The sequence below is a fragment of the Pseudarthrobacter sp. NPDC058362 genome, from assembly GCF_042723515.1.
GTDB lineage: Bacteria > Actinomycetota > Actinomycetes > Actinomycetales > Micrococcaceae > Arthrobacter.
On record NZ_JBHXIW010000001.1, the window covers coordinates 672,282 to 687,956 of the forward strand.

Below are 15,675 nucleotides of genomic sequence, written 5' to 3' on the forward strand. Positions count from 1 at the left end.
GGCGGGTGCCCACCCGCCGTCGTAAGCTCCCTCCCTCATCCCGCACCCAAGACTTCAGAATTTAGAGAACAAGAGAGAACAGGGACCCTATGTCCAGCGAATCCTCCTTCGGCCTCATGCAGATCGGCCTCGCCACCGCGGAAGACATCCGCGGCTGGTCTTACGGCGAGGTTAAGAAGCCGGAAACCATCAACTACCGCACGCTCAAGCCCGAGAAGGACGGCCTCTTCTGCGAGAAGATCTTCGGCCCGTCCCGCGACTGGGAATGCTACTGCGGCAAGTACAAGCGCGTGCGCTTCAAGGGCATCATCTGTGAGCGCTGTGGCGTCGAAGTCACCCGCGCCAAGGTCCGCCGCGAACGCATGGGCCACATTGAACTGGCCGCACCGGTCACGCACATCTGGTACTTCAAGGGTGTTCCCTCCCGCCTGGGCTACCTCCTTGACCTGGCCCCGAAGGACCTTGAGAAGGTCATCTACTTCGCTGCCTACATGATCACCAGCGTTGACGAGGCTGCCCGCCACGAGGAACTGCCCAACCTGCAGGTTGAGCACGACATCGAGAAGAAGCAGCTGATCGACAACCGCGACTCCGACATCGCGGCGATCGCCCGCGACCTCGAAGGCGAAATCGCCCGCCTCGAGGGCGAAGGCGCCAAGGCTGCCGACAAGAAGAAGGCCCGCGACTCCGCCGACCGCCAGATGGCCAACGTGCGCAAGCGTGCCGACGCCGACATCGAGCGCCTCGAGCAGGTCTGGGACCGCTTCAAGAACCTCAAGGTCGCCGACCTCGAAGGTGACGAAGGCCTGTACCGCGAACTGCGCGACCGCTACGGCATGTACTTCGAAGGCTCCATGGGTGCCGAAGCCATCAAGAAGCGCCTTGAGAACTTCGACATGCAGGCCGAGTCCGAGGCACTGCGCGACATCATTGCCAACGGCAAGGGCCAGCGCAAGACCCGTGCCCTCAAGCGCCTGAAGGTGGTCAACGCGTTCCTGACCACCAACAACAGCCCGCTTGGCATGGTCCTCGACGCCGTCCCGGTGATCCCGCCGGAACTGCGCCCCATGGTCCAGCTGGACGGTGGCCGCTTCGCGACCTCCGACCTCAACGACCTGTACCGCCGCGTGATCAACCGGAACAACCGCCTCAAGCGCCTGCTTGACCTGGGCGCTCCGGAGATCATCGTCAACAACGAGAAACGCATGCTTCAGGAAGCTGTTGACAGCCTCTTCGACAACGGCCGCCGCGGCCGTCCCGTCACCGGCCCGGGCAACCGTCCGCTGAAGTCCCTGAGCGACATGCTCAAGGGCAAGCAGGGCCGTTTCCGCCAGAACCTCCTCGGCAAGCGCGTCGACTACTCCGGCCGTTCGGTCATCGTCGTTGGCCCGCAGCTGAAGCTGCACCAGTGCGGCCTGCCCAAGCAGATGGCCCTGGAGCTCTTCAAGCCGTTCGTGATGAAGCGCCTGGTCGACCTCAACCACGCGCAGAACATCAAGTCGGCCAAGCGGATGGTTGAGCGCTACCGCCCGCAGGTCTGGGACGTCCTGGAAGAGATCATCACCGAACACCCGGTGCTGCTCAACCGTGCACCTACCCTGCACCGCCTGGGTATCCAGGCGTTCGAGCCGCAGCTTGTTGAAGGCAAGGCCATCCAGCTTCACCCGCTGGTGTGTGGTGCGTTCAACGCCGACTTCGACGGCGACCAGATGGCAGTGCACCTGCCGCTGAGCCCCGAGGCGCAGGCTGAGGCACGCATCCTGATGCTGTCCTCGAACAACATCCTGAAGCCCTCTGACGGACGTCCGGTCACCCTGCCTTCGCAGGATATGATCATCGGCCTCTACCACCTGACCACCAAGCGCGTTGGTTCCGCAGGTGAAGGCCGCGTCTTCGGTTCGGTTTCCGAAGCCATCATGGCGTTCGATGCCCGCGAGCTGCACCTGAACTCGCAGGTTAAGATCCGCCTTGAAGGGTTCGTACCGTACGCCGGCTGGGAAGCTCCGGAAGGCTGGGAGCCGGGTCAGCCCGCACTCGTCCAGACCTCCCTGGGCCAGGTTCTCTTCAACGAAACCCTGCCCGAGGACTACCCCTGGGTTGAAGCTGTTGCCGACAAGGGCGAACTGTCCCGCATCGTCAACGACCTCGCCGAGCGCTACCCGAAGGTCGTCACCGCGGCAACGCTGGACAACCTGAAGGATGCCGGTTTCTACTGGGCCACCCGCTCCGGCGTCACCGTTGCCATCTCGGACATCGAGGTTCCGGCCGCCAAGCCGGAGATCCTCGCCGGTTACGAGGAGCGCGCGGCCAAGATCCAGGGCCAGTACGACAAGGGCCTGATCGACGACGACGAGCGCCGCCAGGAACTGATCGAGATCTGGAACAAGGCCACCAACGAGATCGCTTCGGTGATGCGCGAGAGCCTGTCCCCGATGAACACGATCAACCGCATGGTGTCCTCCGGTGCACGTGGTAACTGGATGCAGGTCCGCCAGATCGCGGGTATCCGTGGCCTGGTGGCCAACCCGAAGGGTGAGATCATCCCGCGTCCCATCAAGTCCTCCTACCGCGAGGGCCTGTCGGTGCTGGAATACTTCATCGCCACCCACGGTGCACGTAAGGGTCTTGCCGACACTGCGCTGCGTACCGCCAACTCGGGTTACCTGACCCGCCGTCTGGTGGACGTCTCTCAGGACGTCATCGTCCGCGAAGAGGACTGCGGCACCGAGCGTGGCCTGGTTACGCCCATCGCCGTCGCCGATTCCAACGGTGAGCTGGTCCTGGACGAGAACGTCGAGAACAGTGCCTACGCACGTACGCTGGCCGTCGACGTCGTCGACTCCGAGGGCAAGGTCCTCGCAGCCGCCGGCACCGACTGCGGCGACGTCGTCATCGACGAGCTGTTCAAGGCAGGCATCACCGAGGTCAAGGTCCGCTCCGTACTCACGTGTGAGTCCAGCGTCGGCACCTGCGCGCTCTGCTATGGCCGTTCGCTGGCCACCGGCAAGACCGTGGACATCGGCGAGGCCGTCGGCATCATCGCTGCACAGTCCATCGGTGAGCCCGGTACCCAGCTGACCATGCGTACGTTCCACACCGGTGGTGCAGTTTCCGCCAGCGGTGGCGACGACATCACCCAGGGTCTGCCCCGTATCCAGGAGCTCTTCGAAGCCCGTACTCCGAAGGGTGTTGCGCCGATTGCCGAGGCAGCCGGCCGCATCACCATCGAAGAGTCCGAGCGCCAGATGCGCCTGGTCATCACCCCGGATGACGGAACCGAAGAGATCGCGTACCCGGTCCTGCGCCGTTCACGCCTGCTGATCGAAGACGGCGACCACGTTGCCGTCGGCCAGAAGCTGATCAACGGTCCTGTGGACCCCAAGCAGGTCCTGCGCATCATGGGTCCCCGCGCCGCACAGAAGTTCCTGGTGGACGAAGTGCAGGGCGTGTACCGCAGCCAGGGCATCGGTATCCACGACAAGCATGTCGAGGTTATCGTCCGCCAGATGCTGCGCCGCGTCACGGTCATCGAGTCCGGCGAATCGGACCTGCTCCCCGGCGAACTCGCCGAGCGCAGCCGCTTCGAGGACGCCAACCGCCGCGTTGTATCCGAGGGCAAGACTCCGGCATCCGGACGTCCCGAGCTCATGGGTATCACCAAGGCGTCGCTGGCCACCGAGTCCTGGCTGTCCGCAGCTTCCTTCCAGGAGACCACCCGCGTCCTGACGCAGGCGGCCATGGAAGGCAAGAGCGATCCGCTGCTTGGCCTCAAGGAGAACGTCATCATCGGTAAGCTGATCCCGGCCGGCACGGGCCTCCCGCGCTACACCGAGGTCACTGTCGAGCCCACTGAAGAAGCGAAGGCCAACCTGTTCACTGGCCCCAGCGCATTCAGTGACTTCTCGTACGACACCCTGGGCGGCGACGGAGCTCCTGAGTTCCACGCCATCCCGCTGGATGACTACGACCTGGGCAACGACTTCCGGTAAACGGTGATTCTTGCCGGCCCCGTCTCGCCCTGCTTTGGCAGGGGGAGGCGGGGTCTCCTCTTTAACCCAACTGGGGGAGTGGGGCCGCCGATTAAGGGGTGGGGGCCGTCCATGCTAGACTTGTTACCAATTGTTATTGTGGCAGTGGATGAGAGCGCCGGCTCCAGCTGAAAGGCTGAGCCAGAGCGACGTTTCCGGTTTGCAGGGTTCTTGTGCAACGTATGCCACATTTTTGCATGCCTAGGGAACATTGCAGACGCTTTGCCGGCCCTGGTGTGCGATCCGACTATTAAAGGCTTCGCCTTCGCCGCCTGGAGTTCAACTTCAAGGCCCGGGCGGCGGGGCAACGCAACAAGAGAGTGGCCGGAAGCGGCTGCTCCGGATAAAACGGAGAACACGAGAGTGCCTACGATTAACCAGCTGGTCCGCAAGGGCCGCACGCCTAAGGTCTCAAAGACCAAGGCTCCCGCGCTTAAGGGCAGCCCGATGCGCCGCGGTGTTTGCACCCGCGTCTACACCACCACCCCGAAGAAGCCGAACTCGGCTCTGCGTAAGGTGGCACGTGTGCGCCTCAACGGCGGCGTGGAAGTAACCGCCTACATCCCCGGTGTTGGCCACAACCTGCAGGAGCACTCCATTGTGCTCGTTCGCGGTGGTCGTGTGAAGGACCTTCCGGGTGTCCGCTACAAGATCGTCCGTGGCGCCCTCGATACCCAGGGTGTGAAGAACCGTAAGCAGGCACGCAGCCGCTACGGCGCAAAGATGGAGAAGAAGTAATATGCCTCGCAAGGGTCCGGCCCCCAAGCGGCCGCTCGTTTCGGATCCGGTTTACGGCTCCCCGCTGGTAACCCAGCTCATCAACAAGGTGCTCGTTGACGGCAAGAAGTCCACGGCAGAGCGCATCGTTTACGGTGCACTCGAAGGCGCACGCGCCAAGTCCGGCGGCGACCCCGTTGCAGCCCTCAAGAAGGCCATGGACAACGTCAAGCCTTCCCTCGAGGTCCGCTCCCGCCGTGTCGGTGGCGCCACCTACCAGGTTCCGGTTGAGGTCAAGCCGGGCCGTTCCACCGCACTTGCACTGCGCTGGCTGGTCGGCTACTCCAAGGCCCGCCGCGAGAAGACGATGACCGAACGCCTCCAGAACGAAATCCTGGATGCATCCAACGGTCTCGGTGCCGCTGTGAAGCGTCGCGAAGACACCCACAAGATGGCCGAGTCCAACAAGGCCTTCGCACACTACCGCTGGTAATACTTCCCGGACGCCGCCGGCTCAACCGAGCCGGCGGCGAACGTGTAGTCCATCCCAAAAGGAGACCCCGTGGCACAGGACGTGCTTACCGACCTTAGTAAGGTCCGCAACATCGGCATCATGGCCCACATTGATGCCGGCAAGACCACCACCACCGAGCGCATCCTGTTCTACACGGGTGTGAACCACAAGATCGGCGAAACGCACGACGGCGCTTCGACCACTGACTGGATGGAACAGGAAAAGGAACGCGGCATCACCATCACGTCTGCCGCCGTGACCTGCTTCTGGGAAAACAACCAGATCAACATCATCGACACCCCCGGCCACGTGGACTTCACCGTTGAGGTTGAGCGCTCCCTGCGCGTCCTCGACGGCGCGGTTGCCGTCTTCGATGGCAAGGAAGGCGTTGAGCCGCAGTCCGAGACCGTTTGGCGCCAGGCTGACAAGTACAACGTTCCCCGCATCTGCTTCGTCAACAAGATGGACAAGCTGGGTGCTGACTTCTACTTCACCGTAGACACCATCATCAGCCGCCTCGGCGCCAAGCCGCTGGTCATGCAGCTGCCCATCGGTGCAGAGAACGACTTCATTGGCGTCGTGGACCTGCTCTACATGCGCGCACTGGTTTGGCCCGGCGACGCAAAGGGCGACGTCACCATGGGTGCCAAGTACGAGATCCGCGAGATCCCGGCTGACCTCCAGGAAAAGGCTGAAGAGTACCGCGCAGCGCTCGTAGAGACCGTTGCAGAGTCCTCCGAAGAACTCATGGAGAAGTACCTCGAGGGCGAAGAGATCTCGATCGACGAGCTCAAGGCCGGCATCCGCAAGATGACCATCAACTCCGAGCTGTACCCGATCTTCTGCGGTTCTGCGTTCAAGAACCGTGGCGTTCAGCCCATGCTCGATGCCGTGGTGGACTACCTGCCGAACCCGCTCGACGTCCCGCCGATGGTCGGCCACGACCCCCGCGACGAAGAGAAGGAACTGACCCGCAAGCCTTCCGCTGAAGAGCCCTTCTCCGCACTGGCCTTCAAGATTGCCGCGCACCCGTTCTTCGGCCAGCTCACCTTCATCCGCGTGTACTCCGGTCACGTGGAAGCAGGCGCCCAGGTGGTCAACTCCACCAAGGGCAAGAAGGAGCGCATCGGCAAGCTCTTCCAGATGCACGCCAACAAGGAAATGCCCGTCGAGGGCGCTACCGCCGGCCACATCTACGCTGCGATCGGCCTGAAGGACACCACCACCGGTGACACCCTTTGCGACGCTGCCAACCAGATCGTCCTGGAATCCATGAGCTTCCCGGAGCCGGTGATCTCGGTTGCCATTGAGCCGAACACCAAGGGTGACCAGGAGAAGCTCTCCACGGCCATCCAGAAGCTCTCCGCTGAGGACCCCACCTTCCAGGTGTCCCTCAACGAAGACACCGGCCAGACGATCATCGCCGGCATGGGCGAGCTCCACCTGGACATCCTGGTGGACCGCATGCGCCGCGAGTTCAAGGTCGAGGCCAACGTGGGCAAGCCCCAGGTTGCCTACCGCGAAACCATCAAGCGTGCTGTGGAGCGTCACGACTACACGCACAAGAAGCAGACCGGTGGTTCGGGCCAGTTCGCAAAGATCCAGATCGCGATCGAGCCGCTGGACACCGCCGAGGGCGAGCTGTACGAGTTCGAGAACAAGGTCACCGGTGGCCGTGTTCCGCGTGAATACATCCCGTCTGTCGACGCTGGTATCCAGGATGCACTGAATGACGGTGTCCTGGCCGGCTACCCGGTGGTCGGCATCAAGGCGACGCTGGTTGACGGCGCCTACCACGATGTTGACTCTTCGGAAATGGCGTTCAAGATCGCCGGCCGGATGGCTTTCAAGGAAGCCGCCCGCAAGGCGAACCCTGTTCTGCTCGAACCGCTGATGGATGTCGAGGTCCGCACCCCTGAGGAATACATGGGTGAAGTTATCGGTGACCTCAACTCCCGCCGTGGCCAGATGCAGTCCATGGAGGACGCACAGGGTGTCAAGGTCATCCGCGCGCACGTTCCGCTGTCCGGCATGTTCGGCTACATCGGTGACCTGCGTTCGAAGACCCAGGGCCGCGCTGTGTACTCCATGACGTTCAACAGCTACGCCGAGGTCCCGAAGGCAGTTGCCGACGAGATCATCCAGAAGACCCGCGGCGAATAGTCCTTCGGACGCTCGCAGCGAACAACCTCGGCTGGGCCTTCCGGTTCCGGAAGGCCGAGCCGGTGCAGATGGCCGGAAGCGGCCGGCACAGTCCGTTCAACCGGATTCCGGCCATCTGCACGAACAGGCTCAAGGGACTAGTATTAGTTCCTGAATCTGCAATTTCACCAATCCAAAGCCCCCAAGTAGACTTGCCTGAGTTTCTGCCGCGAGAAGCGCGGCCGAAGGGCAAGCCATTTGAAAACGTTCTAGGAGGAACCTGTGGCAAAGGCAAAGTTCGAGCGGACTAAGCCGCACGTCAACATCGGCACCATCGGTCACGTTGACCACGGTAAGACGACGCTGACGGCCGCCATTTCCAAGGTGCTGTACGACAAGTACCCGGATCTCAACGAGAAGCGCGACTTCGCGTCGATCGACTCTGCTCCCGAAGAGCGTCAGCGCGGTATTACCATCAACATCTCCCACGTGGAGTACCAGACCGAGAAGCGTCACTACGCACACGTTGACGCCCCCGGTCACGCTGACTACATCAAGAACATGATCACCGGTGCTGCCCAGATGGACGGCGCAATCCTCGTGGTTGCTGCTACCGACGGCCCCATGGCACAGACCCGCGAGCACGTTCTGCTCGCCCGCCAGGTTGGTGTTCCCTACCTGCTGGTCGCGCTGAACAAGTCCGACATGGTTGAGGACGAGGAACTCCTCGACCTCGTCGAAATGGAAGTTCGCGAACTGCTCAGCTCGCAGGGCTTCGACGGCGACGAGGCACCCGTTGTGCGCGTTTCCGGCCTGAAGGCGCTGGAAGGCGACCCCGAGTGGGTCAAGTCCGTTGAGGACCTGATGGCTGCAGTCGACGAGTCCGTTCCGGACCCCGTACGTGACCGCGACAAGCCGTTCCTGATGCCGATTGAAGACGTCTTCACCATCACCGGCCGTGGCACCGTTGTTACGGGCCGCGCCGAGCGTGGAACCCTCGCCATCAACTCCGAGGTCGAGATCGTCGGTATCCGCCCGGTCCAGAAGACCACGGTTACCGGTATCGAGATGTTCCACAAGCAGCTCGACGAAGCATGGGCCGGCGAGAACTGTGGCCTGCTGCTCCGTGGCCTGAAGCGCGACGATGTCGAGCGTGGCCAGGTTGTCGTCAAGCCGGGTTCCATCACCCCGCACACCGACTTCGAGGCAAACGTCTACATCCTCTCCAAGGACGAAGGCGGACGCCACAACCCGTTCTACTCGAACTACCGCCCGCAGTTCTACTTCCGTACGACGGACGTTACCGGCGTTATCACCCTGCCTGAGGGCACGGAAATGGTTATGCCCGGCGACAACACTGAGATGACCGTTGCGCTCATCCAGCCGATCGCAATGGAAGAGGGCCTCGGCTTCGCAATCCGTGAAGGTGGCCGCACCGTTGGTTCGGGACGTGTTACCAAGATCATCAAGTAACTCTTGCTGACCTGAAGGACAGCCCCGCTGCTACTGCAGCGGGGCTGTCTTTTCTTTAACGCGTTCCGTCACCGGCCGCTGTTACTGTTGCAGGGTCGAAAGGAGTCCACCGTGGACTGGCTCATCTTCCTGATCATCGCCGCAGCCGTGGTGGCCGGCGTGTTCTGGGCGAAGAAGTATTTCCGGCACGAGATTGACCGTGCCAAGCGGATCAACCGGGCCAACAAGAACCAGTAGGACTAGTCCCGCGTGACCTTCCGTGCCATGGAGAGCGTCCGGTACCAGTAGAAGGACTGCTTCGGGGTTCGTTTCTGTGTTTCGAAATCGACATGGACCAGCCCGAACCGCTGTGAATAGCCGGCGGCCCACTCGAAGTTGTCCATTAGTGTCCACACGTAGTAACCCCGCAGGTCCACGCCGTCAGCGGCGCCCCCGGGAGCCGTCGCATCAAGGGCTGCGCGCAGGTGTGACGCCAAGTAGCTGACCCGCCGCCCGTCGTCGTACGTCCCCGAGACCGTGTCCGGCTCCGGGAAGCTGGCACCGCCCTCGGTGATGTAAACAGGCGGCAGGGCGGATTCATAGCGGTCCCGGAGCTCCGCGAGGAGGACCCCGAGGTGGTCCGGTGCCACGGGCCAGCCGAATCCGGTGCTGCCGTACTCCGGGTAGCCCACCTCGTGGAATGGCAGCCTGGCTACCGACTTATGTACGTCGGCCGGGATCGAGGCGCTGCCCCGGCCCAGAGCTACCCTCACCGGGAAGTAGTAGTTCAGGCCGTAGAAGTCCAGCGGCTGGTGGATGGTGCGCAGGTCCTCGTCCGAAATACGGCCTATCGAACGCAGCCAGGGGCGGGCATAGAGCGGGAGGCGGGGGTAGCGGCCCAGCAGCACCGGATCCGCGTAGATTCGGTTCATGAGGAGGTCGTACAGTCGGGCCACCAGGCGGTCACCCGGCGTCCGTCCCGCCGGCCGTACCGGCGCGTGCAGGTTGGTGATGCCAACCGTGCCGGTCACGCCGGCTGCTCGGAGGGCCTGCGCGCCGAGCCCATGGGCCAGGAGCTGGTGGTGGATGGCCGGCAGCGCATCGAACAGCAGCGCGTGTCCGGGGGCGTGGACGCCGAGCGCGTAGCCGTTCAGCGTGACCGATACCGGCTCGTTCAGGGTGACCCATTGTGCGACGCGGTCGCCGAACCGTTCGCCGGCGGCCGCTGCGTACTCGCCAAACCGCAGCGCGGTCTCGCGGCTCAGCCAGCCGCCGTCGTGCTCCAGCGGCAGCGGCGTGTCCCAGTGGTACAGCGTAGCCATGGGGGAGATACCGGCGGCGAGGAGCTGGTCGATCAGGCGGTCGTAGAAGTCCAGGCCCTCGTTGTTGATAGCCCCGCGGCCGTCCGGCTGGATGCGGGGCCAGGACAGCGAGAAGCGATAGGAGTCCACTCCGAGTTCCCGCAACAGGGCCACGTCCTCCGGCAGCCGGTTGTAGTGGTCGCAGGCTACTGCGGGGGAGTGCCCGTCAATGATGGTCCCCGGTTTCTCGGCGAAAGCGTCCCACCCGGACGGTCCGCGGCCGCCGGTGCGGAGCGCGCCCTCGATTTGGAACGCGGCGGCTGCCACGCCCAGGACGAACGACGGCGGGATGCGGCTGGCAAGGTCAGTCGCCGAATCGGTGCTTTCCAGCGTCATCCCACTATCATCCATTCACGGAGCGGGACAGGCAATGGCTGCGCCAAGCCATGTGGATAAGGGCTGATTCGCTTCTGCCGCAGATTTCCGGCATACTAGATGAGTTGTTCAAGCGCTTCTTCGCGTCCCGATCCGGATAATGCCGGATGCCAGGGTCCAAGTGGAAGACCAAACATAACCCACCCCAATGGAACTGCGGAAATATGCGTGAAACTGCGCGACACGCCCGACCGCGGGGGTCGGTTGCGCCGGCAAGGTGAGGAACCCGGATTCATCCGGATTCAGTTTGTGCGGCGGATGGTGGTTACGACCTCAAATGCTTCGGCAGCCATACAACGAGTAAGTGAACAGGGCAGCCCTAACCAGGGGAAGCACAGACTGAAAGAGAGTCAGGCGACATGGCGGGACAAAAAATCCGCATCCGGCTGAAGTCATACGACCACGAGGTCATTGACGTTTCAGCACGGAAGATCGTTGAGACGGTCACGCGCGCAGGCGCAACGGTAGTGGGCCCCGTGCCGCTGCCGACGGAGAAGAACGTGTACTGCGTGATCCGCTCTCCGCACAAGTACAAGGACAGCCGCGAGCACTTTGAAATGCGCACGCACAAGCGTCTTATCGACATCATCGATCCCACGCCCAAGGCCGTCGACTCGCTCATGCGCCTCGACCTGCCGGCCGACGTGAACATCGAAATCAAGCTGTAGGGAGGTGCTGAGAGACTATGACCGCAACCCGTAACGTAAAGGGCCTGCTGGGCACGAAGCTCGGCATGACCCAGGTCTGGGACGAGAACAACAAGCTCATCCCCGTCACTGTGGTCCAGGCAGACTCGAACGTCATCACCCAGCTGCGCAACGCTGAGACCGATGGCTACGTCGCCGTTCAGATCGGCTATGGCCAGATCGACCCCCGCAAGGTCACCAAGCCGCTGGCTGGTCACTTTGAGAAGGCAGGCGTCACGCCTCGCCGCCACGTCGTCGAACTCCGTACCGCAGATGCTGCTGAGTACGAGCTGGGCCAGGAGCTCTCCGTTGAGCTCTTCGAAGCCGGCCAGAAGATCGACGTCATTGGCACCACCAAGGGTAAGGGCTTCGCCGGTGTTATGAAGCGTCACGGCTTCTCCGGTGTCGGCGCTTCCCACGGTGCCCACAAGAACCACCGTAAGCCCGGTTCAATCGGTGGCGCATCCACCCCGAGCCGCGTCTTCAAGGGCATGAGAATGGCCGGCCGCATGGGCGCCGTTCGCCACACCACGCTGAACCTCACGGTCCACGCGGTTGACGTCGAGAAGTCGCTGCTCCTGATCAAGGGTGCCGTTCCCGGTGCCCGCGGCCAGGTCGTCTTCGTACGCACTGCCGTGAAGGGAGCCTAGTTCAATGGCTAACACTGTCCAGGTTGACCTGCCTGCAGAGATCTTCGACGTTCAGACCAACGTGCCGCTGCTGCACCAGGTTGTCGTTGCCCAGCTCGCTGCTGCTCGCCAGGGTACCCACAAGACCAAGACCCGCGCCGAGGTTTCCGGTGCAGGCCGCAAGCCGTTCAAGCAGAAGGGCACCGGCCGCGCCCGTCAGGGTTCTATCCGTGCTCCGCACATGACCGGCGGTGGCGTTGTCCACGGTCCCACCCCGCGTGACTACAGCCAGCGCACCCCCAAGAAGATGATTGCTGCTGCACTGCGCGGCGCACTGTCTGACCGGGCACGCAACGGCCGTATCCACGTTGTTGCAGACCTGGTTGAAGGCTCCAAGCCCTCCGCCAAGACTGCACTGGCTACGCTGCGCGGCGTTTCCGACCGCAAGAACCTGCTGGTCGTTATCGAGCGCGCCAACGATGTTGCTGCACTGTCAGTGCGCAACCTCGCCGGTGTTCACGTTCTGTACGCAGACCAGCTGAACACCTACGACGTTCTCGTGTCTGATGACGTTGTCTTCACCAAGGCTGCCTACGACGCATTCGTTGCCGGCAAGGCAGTGGCAAAGAACGAGGAGGATGCCAAGTGAGTGCAGCCACCATCAAGGATCCGCGCGACGTTGTGCTTGCACCCGTCGTTTCGGAAAAGAGCTACGGCCTGATCGACGAGGGCAAGTACACCTTCCTGGTGGACCCCCGTTCGAACAAGACCGAGATCAAGCTGGCCGTGGAGAAGATTTTCTCCGTCAAGGTCGAATCGATCAACACCATCAACCGTGCCGGTAAGCGCAAGCGCACCAAATTCGGATGGGGTACCCGCAAGAACACCAAGCGTGCGATTGTCACCCTCAAAGAAGGCACCATCGACATCTTCGGCGGTCCGCTCTCGTAGCGGAGACCACTTTAACGAGGAAATAAATTATGGGAATCCGTAAATACAAGCCGACTACCCCGGGCCGTCGTGGCTCGAGCGTAGCGGACTTCACCGAAATCACGCGGTCGACGCCGGAAAAGTCGTTGGTACGTCCGCTGCCCAAGAAGGGCGGCCGTAACAACACCGGTAAGATCACCACCCGTCACAAGGGTGGTGGACACAAGCGCCAGTACCGTCTGATCGACTTCCGTCGCCACGACAAGGACGGCGTCAACGCCCGCGTTGCCGAAATCGAGTACGACCCGAACCGTACGGCTCGCATCGCGCTCCTGCACTACGTTGATGGCACCAAGCGTTACATCATCGCTCCCAACAAGCTGTCCCAGGGTGACGTTGTAGAAGCAGGTGCCGGCGCTGACATCAAGCCCGGTAACAACCTGCCGCTGCTGAACATCCCGGTGGGTACCGTTATCCACGCAGTTGAACTGCGTCCGGGTGGCGGCGCCAAGATGGGCCGCTCCGCCGGTGCATCCATCCAGCTCGTTGCCAAGGAAGGCCGCTTCGCCCAGCTGCGCCTGCCTTCCGGCGAAATCCGCAACGTTGACGTGCGCTGCCGCGCAACGGTCGGCGAGGTCGGCAACGCCGAGCAGTCGAACATCAACTGGGGCAAGGCCGGCCGTATGCGGTGGAAGGGCGTCCGCCCGACCGTCCGTGGTGTCGCCATGAACCCGGTTGACCACCCGCACGGTGGTGGTGAGGGTAAGACGTCCGGTGGACGTAACCCCGTCAACCCGAACGGTAAGCGGGAAGGCCGCACGCGCCGCCCCAACAAAGAGAGCGACAAGCTTATTGTGCGTCGCCGTCGTACTGGCAAGAACAAGCGATAGGAGCCTGGACACATGCCACGCAGCCTGAAAAAAGGTCCTTTCGTTGACCAGCACCTCTTTGTGAAGGTAGCCAGGGAAAACGAAAAGGGCACCAAGAACGTCATCAAGACCTGGTCCCGCCGTTCGATGATCATCCCCGACATGCTCGGACACACGATCGCCGTACACGACGGACGCAAGCACATCCCGGTGTTTGTCACTGAGTCGATGGTCGGGCACAAGCTCGGCGAATTCGCTCCCACGCGGACTTTCCGCGGCCATGTCAAGGACGACCGTAAGGGCAAGCGCCGCTAGGCGCCTGCACTTACGTCAAAGACGAGAGAAGGAAAGCAATGGAAGCCAAGGCAATTGCGCGTCACATCCGCGTAACGCCTATGAAGGCCCGGCGCGTCGTCAACCTTGTTCGTGGATTGCAAGCGAATGAGGCTCTGGCAATTCTGAAGTTTGCCCCGCAGGCAGCTTCGGAGCCGGTATTCAAGGTAGTACAGTCGGCAATCTCCAACGCCCGGGTCCTCGCGGACCGCGACGGCGTGGCGTTTGACGAAGGTGACCTCATCATCAGCGAAGCGTTTGTTGATGAAGGCCCGACCATGAAGCGGTTCCAGCCGCGTGCCCAGGGTCGTGCATTTCAGATCAAGAAGCGCACCAGCCACATCACCGTGGTAGTCGCTACCCCGGAGAAAGAGGAGGCTCGCTAAGTGGGACAGAAAGTAAACCCGCACGGGTTCCGACTCGGCATCACCACCGATCACGTATCGCACTGGTTCGCTGACAGCACCAAGGCCGGACAGCGGTACAAGGACTTCGTTCGCGAAGACATCCGCATCCGCCAGCTCATGTCCACGGGCATGGAGCGCGCAGGCATCGCCAAGGTCGAGATCGAGCGCACCCGTGACCGCGTCCGCGTGGACATCCACACGGCACGTCCGGGCATCGTCATCGGCCGCCGCGGAGCAGAAGCAGACCGCATCCGCGGCGAGCTCGAAAAGCTCACCGGCAAGCAGGTCCAGCTGAACATCCTCGAGGTCAAGAACCCCGAGATGGAAGCACAGCTTGTTGCCCAGGGCGTTGCTGAGCAGCTGACTTCCCGCGTGGCTTTCCGCCGTGCGATGAAGAAGGCCATGCAGTCCGCACAGCGTGCAGGTGCCAAGGGCATCCGTATCGCCTGCTCCGGTCGACTGGGTGGCGCTGAAATGTCCCGCTCGGAGTTCTACCGCGAAGGCCGTGTGCCCCTGCACACCCTCCGCGCGAACATCGACTACGGCTTCTACGAAGCCAAGACCACCTTCGGCCGCATCGGCGTGAAGGTTTGGATCTACAAGGGTGACGTCACCGCCAAGGAACTGGCCGCCCAGGCCGCTTCCGCCCCGTCCCGCGGCCGCTCCGGCGACCGTCCGGGCCGTCCGGGTGGCGCTGACCGTGGTGACCGCCGCCGTCGTAACGACCGCCCGGCCGCCGAAGCAGCTCCTGCTGCCGAGGCACCCGCGGTTGAGGCTGCACCCGCTGCAGCAGTAGAAGGAGGACAGGCTTAAATGCTTATCCCACGTCGAGTCAAGCACCGCAAGCAGCACCACCCGGGTCGTTCCGGCGCTGCTACGGGCGGCACCAAGGTCACCTTCGGTGAGTACGGCATCCAGGCCCTGAGCCCGGCATACGTCACGAACCGTCAGATCGAGTCTGCACGTATCGCGATGACCCGCCACATCAAGCGTGGCGGTAAGGTCTGGATCAACATCTACCCGGACCGTCCCCTGACCAAGAAGCCGGCCGAAACCCGCATGGGTTCCGGTAAGGGTTCGCCGGAATGGTGGGTCGCAAACGTCAAGCCGGGCCGGGTTCTCTTCGAGATCTCCGGCGTCGAAGAATCGGTAGCACGCGAGGCACTCCGCCTGGCAATCCACAAGCTCCCGTTGAAGGCACGCATTCTGCGTCGCGAAGGTGGTGAATAGAA

General features: G+C 62.7%; 16 protein-coding genes. 15 read left to right on the forward strand and 1 reads right to left on the reverse strand.

Features of this window, described 5'->3' with window-relative positions; all coding sequences use genetic code 11:
• Positions 1 to 89 precede the first annotated feature (89 nt).
• The 6 genes from ACFWIX_RS03200 to ACFWIX_RS03225 all read left to right on the forward strand — a co-directional run bounded on the left by ACFWIX_RS03200 (position 90) and on the right by ACFWIX_RS03225 (position 9,111).
• Positions 90 to 3,989 carry a DNA-directed RNA polymerase subunit beta' gene (locus ACFWIX_RS03200; RefSeq protein ID WP_377214662.1) on the forward strand — a complete coding sequence of 1,300 codons (3,900 nt, stop codon included), beginning with the start codon at positions 90 to 92 and terminating at the stop codon, positions 3,987 to 3,989.
• 402 nt (positions 3,990 to 4,391) lie between these two features.
• A complete protein-coding gene (gene rpsL / locus ACFWIX_RS03205; protein WP_009358312.1) occupies positions 4,392 to 4,766 on the forward strand; it encodes a 30S ribosomal protein S12 in 375 nt (124 codons plus the stop codon).
• Between the two features lies 1 nt (position 4,767).
• Positions 4,768 to 5,238 carry a 30S ribosomal protein S7 gene (gene rpsG / locus ACFWIX_RS03210; RefSeq protein ID WP_003803829.1) on the forward strand — a complete coding sequence of 157 codons (471 nt, stop codon included), beginning with the start codon at positions 4,768 to 4,770 and terminating at the stop codon, positions 5,236 to 5,238.
• Positions 5,239 to 5,307: 69 nt separating this feature from the next.
• Positions 5,308 to 7,422, forward strand: coding sequence for an elongation factor G (gene fusA / locus ACFWIX_RS03215; RefSeq protein WP_377214663.1), 2,115 nt, complete (start codon positions 5,308 to 5,310; stop codon positions 7,420 to 7,422).
• A gap of 261 nt (positions 7,423 to 7,683) precedes the next feature.
• On the forward strand, positions 7,684 to 8,874 hold the full coding sequence (gene tuf, locus ACFWIX_RS03220) for an elongation factor Tu (protein WP_377214664.1): 1,191 nt from the start codon (positions 7,684 to 7,686) through the stop codon (positions 8,872 to 8,874).
• A 111-nt stretch (positions 8,875 to 8,985) separates the two neighbouring features.
• Entirely contained in the window at positions 8,986 to 9,111 is a 126-nt protein-coding gene (locus tag ACFWIX_RS03225; RefSeq protein ID WP_377214665.1) for a hypothetical protein, read from the forward strand.
• 2 nt (positions 9,112 to 9,113) lie between these two features.
• Here ACFWIX_RS03225 and ACFWIX_RS03230 read toward each other — a convergent pair whose 3' ends face one another.
• Positions 9,114 to 10,550 (reverse strand): GH1 family beta-glucosidase, encoded by a 1,437-nt coding sequence (locus tag ACFWIX_RS03230; RefSeq protein WP_377214666.1) that lies wholly within the window; start codon positions 10,548 to 10,550, stop codon positions 9,114 to 9,116.
• A 398-nt stretch (positions 10,551 to 10,948) separates the two neighbouring features.
• Between ACFWIX_RS03230 and rpsJ the strand changes: the two genes are divergently transcribed.
• From rpsJ to rplP, 9 genes are read left to right on the forward strand one after another with little or no spacing between them, the layout of a single operon-like run.
• The gene (rpsJ, locus tag ACFWIX_RS03235; RefSeq protein WP_003803825.1) at positions 10,949 to 11,257 is read left to right on the forward strand and encodes a 30S ribosomal protein S10; all 309 of its coding nucleotides are present in this window, start codon (positions 10,949 to 10,951) and stop codon (positions 11,255 to 11,257) included.
• 17 nt (positions 11,258 to 11,274) lie between these two features.
• A complete protein-coding gene (gene rplC / locus ACFWIX_RS03240) occupies positions 11,275 to 11,925 on the forward strand; it encodes a 50S ribosomal protein L3 (RefSeq protein WP_377214667.1) in 651 nt (216 codons plus the stop codon).
• Between the two features lie 4 nt (positions 11,926 to 11,929).
• Positions 11,930 to 12,553 (forward strand): 50S ribosomal protein L4, encoded by a 624-nt coding sequence (gene rplD / locus ACFWIX_RS03245; RefSeq protein ID WP_377214668.1) that lies wholly within the window; start codon positions 11,930 to 11,932, stop codon positions 12,551 to 12,553.
• The gene (gene rplW / locus ACFWIX_RS03250) at positions 12,550 to 12,855 is read left to right on the forward strand and encodes a 50S ribosomal protein L23 (protein WP_009358306.1); all 306 of its coding nucleotides are present in this window, start codon (positions 12,550 to 12,552) and stop codon (positions 12,853 to 12,855) included. Before rplD ends, rplW begins: the two co-directional genes overlap by 4 nt.
• Before the next feature lie 29 nt (positions 12,856 to 12,884).
• A complete protein-coding gene (rplB, locus tag ACFWIX_RS03255) occupies positions 12,885 to 13,724 on the forward strand; it encodes a 50S ribosomal protein L2 (protein WP_050684394.1) in 840 nt (279 codons plus the stop codon).
• Between the two features lie 12 nt (positions 13,725 to 13,736).
• The gene (gene rpsS / locus ACFWIX_RS03260) at positions 13,737 to 14,018 is read left to right on the forward strand and encodes a 30S ribosomal protein S19 (RefSeq protein ID WP_003803803.1); all 282 of its coding nucleotides are present in this window, start codon (positions 13,737 to 13,739) and stop codon (positions 14,016 to 14,018) included.
• Between the two features lie 38 nt (positions 14,019 to 14,056).
• The gene (rplV, locus tag ACFWIX_RS03265) at positions 14,057 to 14,422 is read left to right on the forward strand and encodes a 50S ribosomal protein L22 (RefSeq protein WP_009358304.1); all 366 of its coding nucleotides are present in this window, start codon (positions 14,057 to 14,059) and stop codon (positions 14,420 to 14,422) included.
• Positions 14,423 to 15,256, forward strand: a complete 834-nt coding sequence (gene rpsC / locus ACFWIX_RS03270) for a 30S ribosomal protein S3 (protein WP_377214669.1) — start codon at positions 14,423 to 14,425, stop codon at positions 15,254 to 15,256.
• The gene (gene rplP / locus ACFWIX_RS03275) at positions 15,257 to 15,673 is read left to right on the forward strand and encodes a 50S ribosomal protein L16 (RefSeq protein ID WP_050054315.1); all 417 of its coding nucleotides are present in this window, start codon (positions 15,257 to 15,259) and stop codon (positions 15,671 to 15,673) included.
• Positions 15,674 to 15,675: the final 2 nt, after the last annotated feature.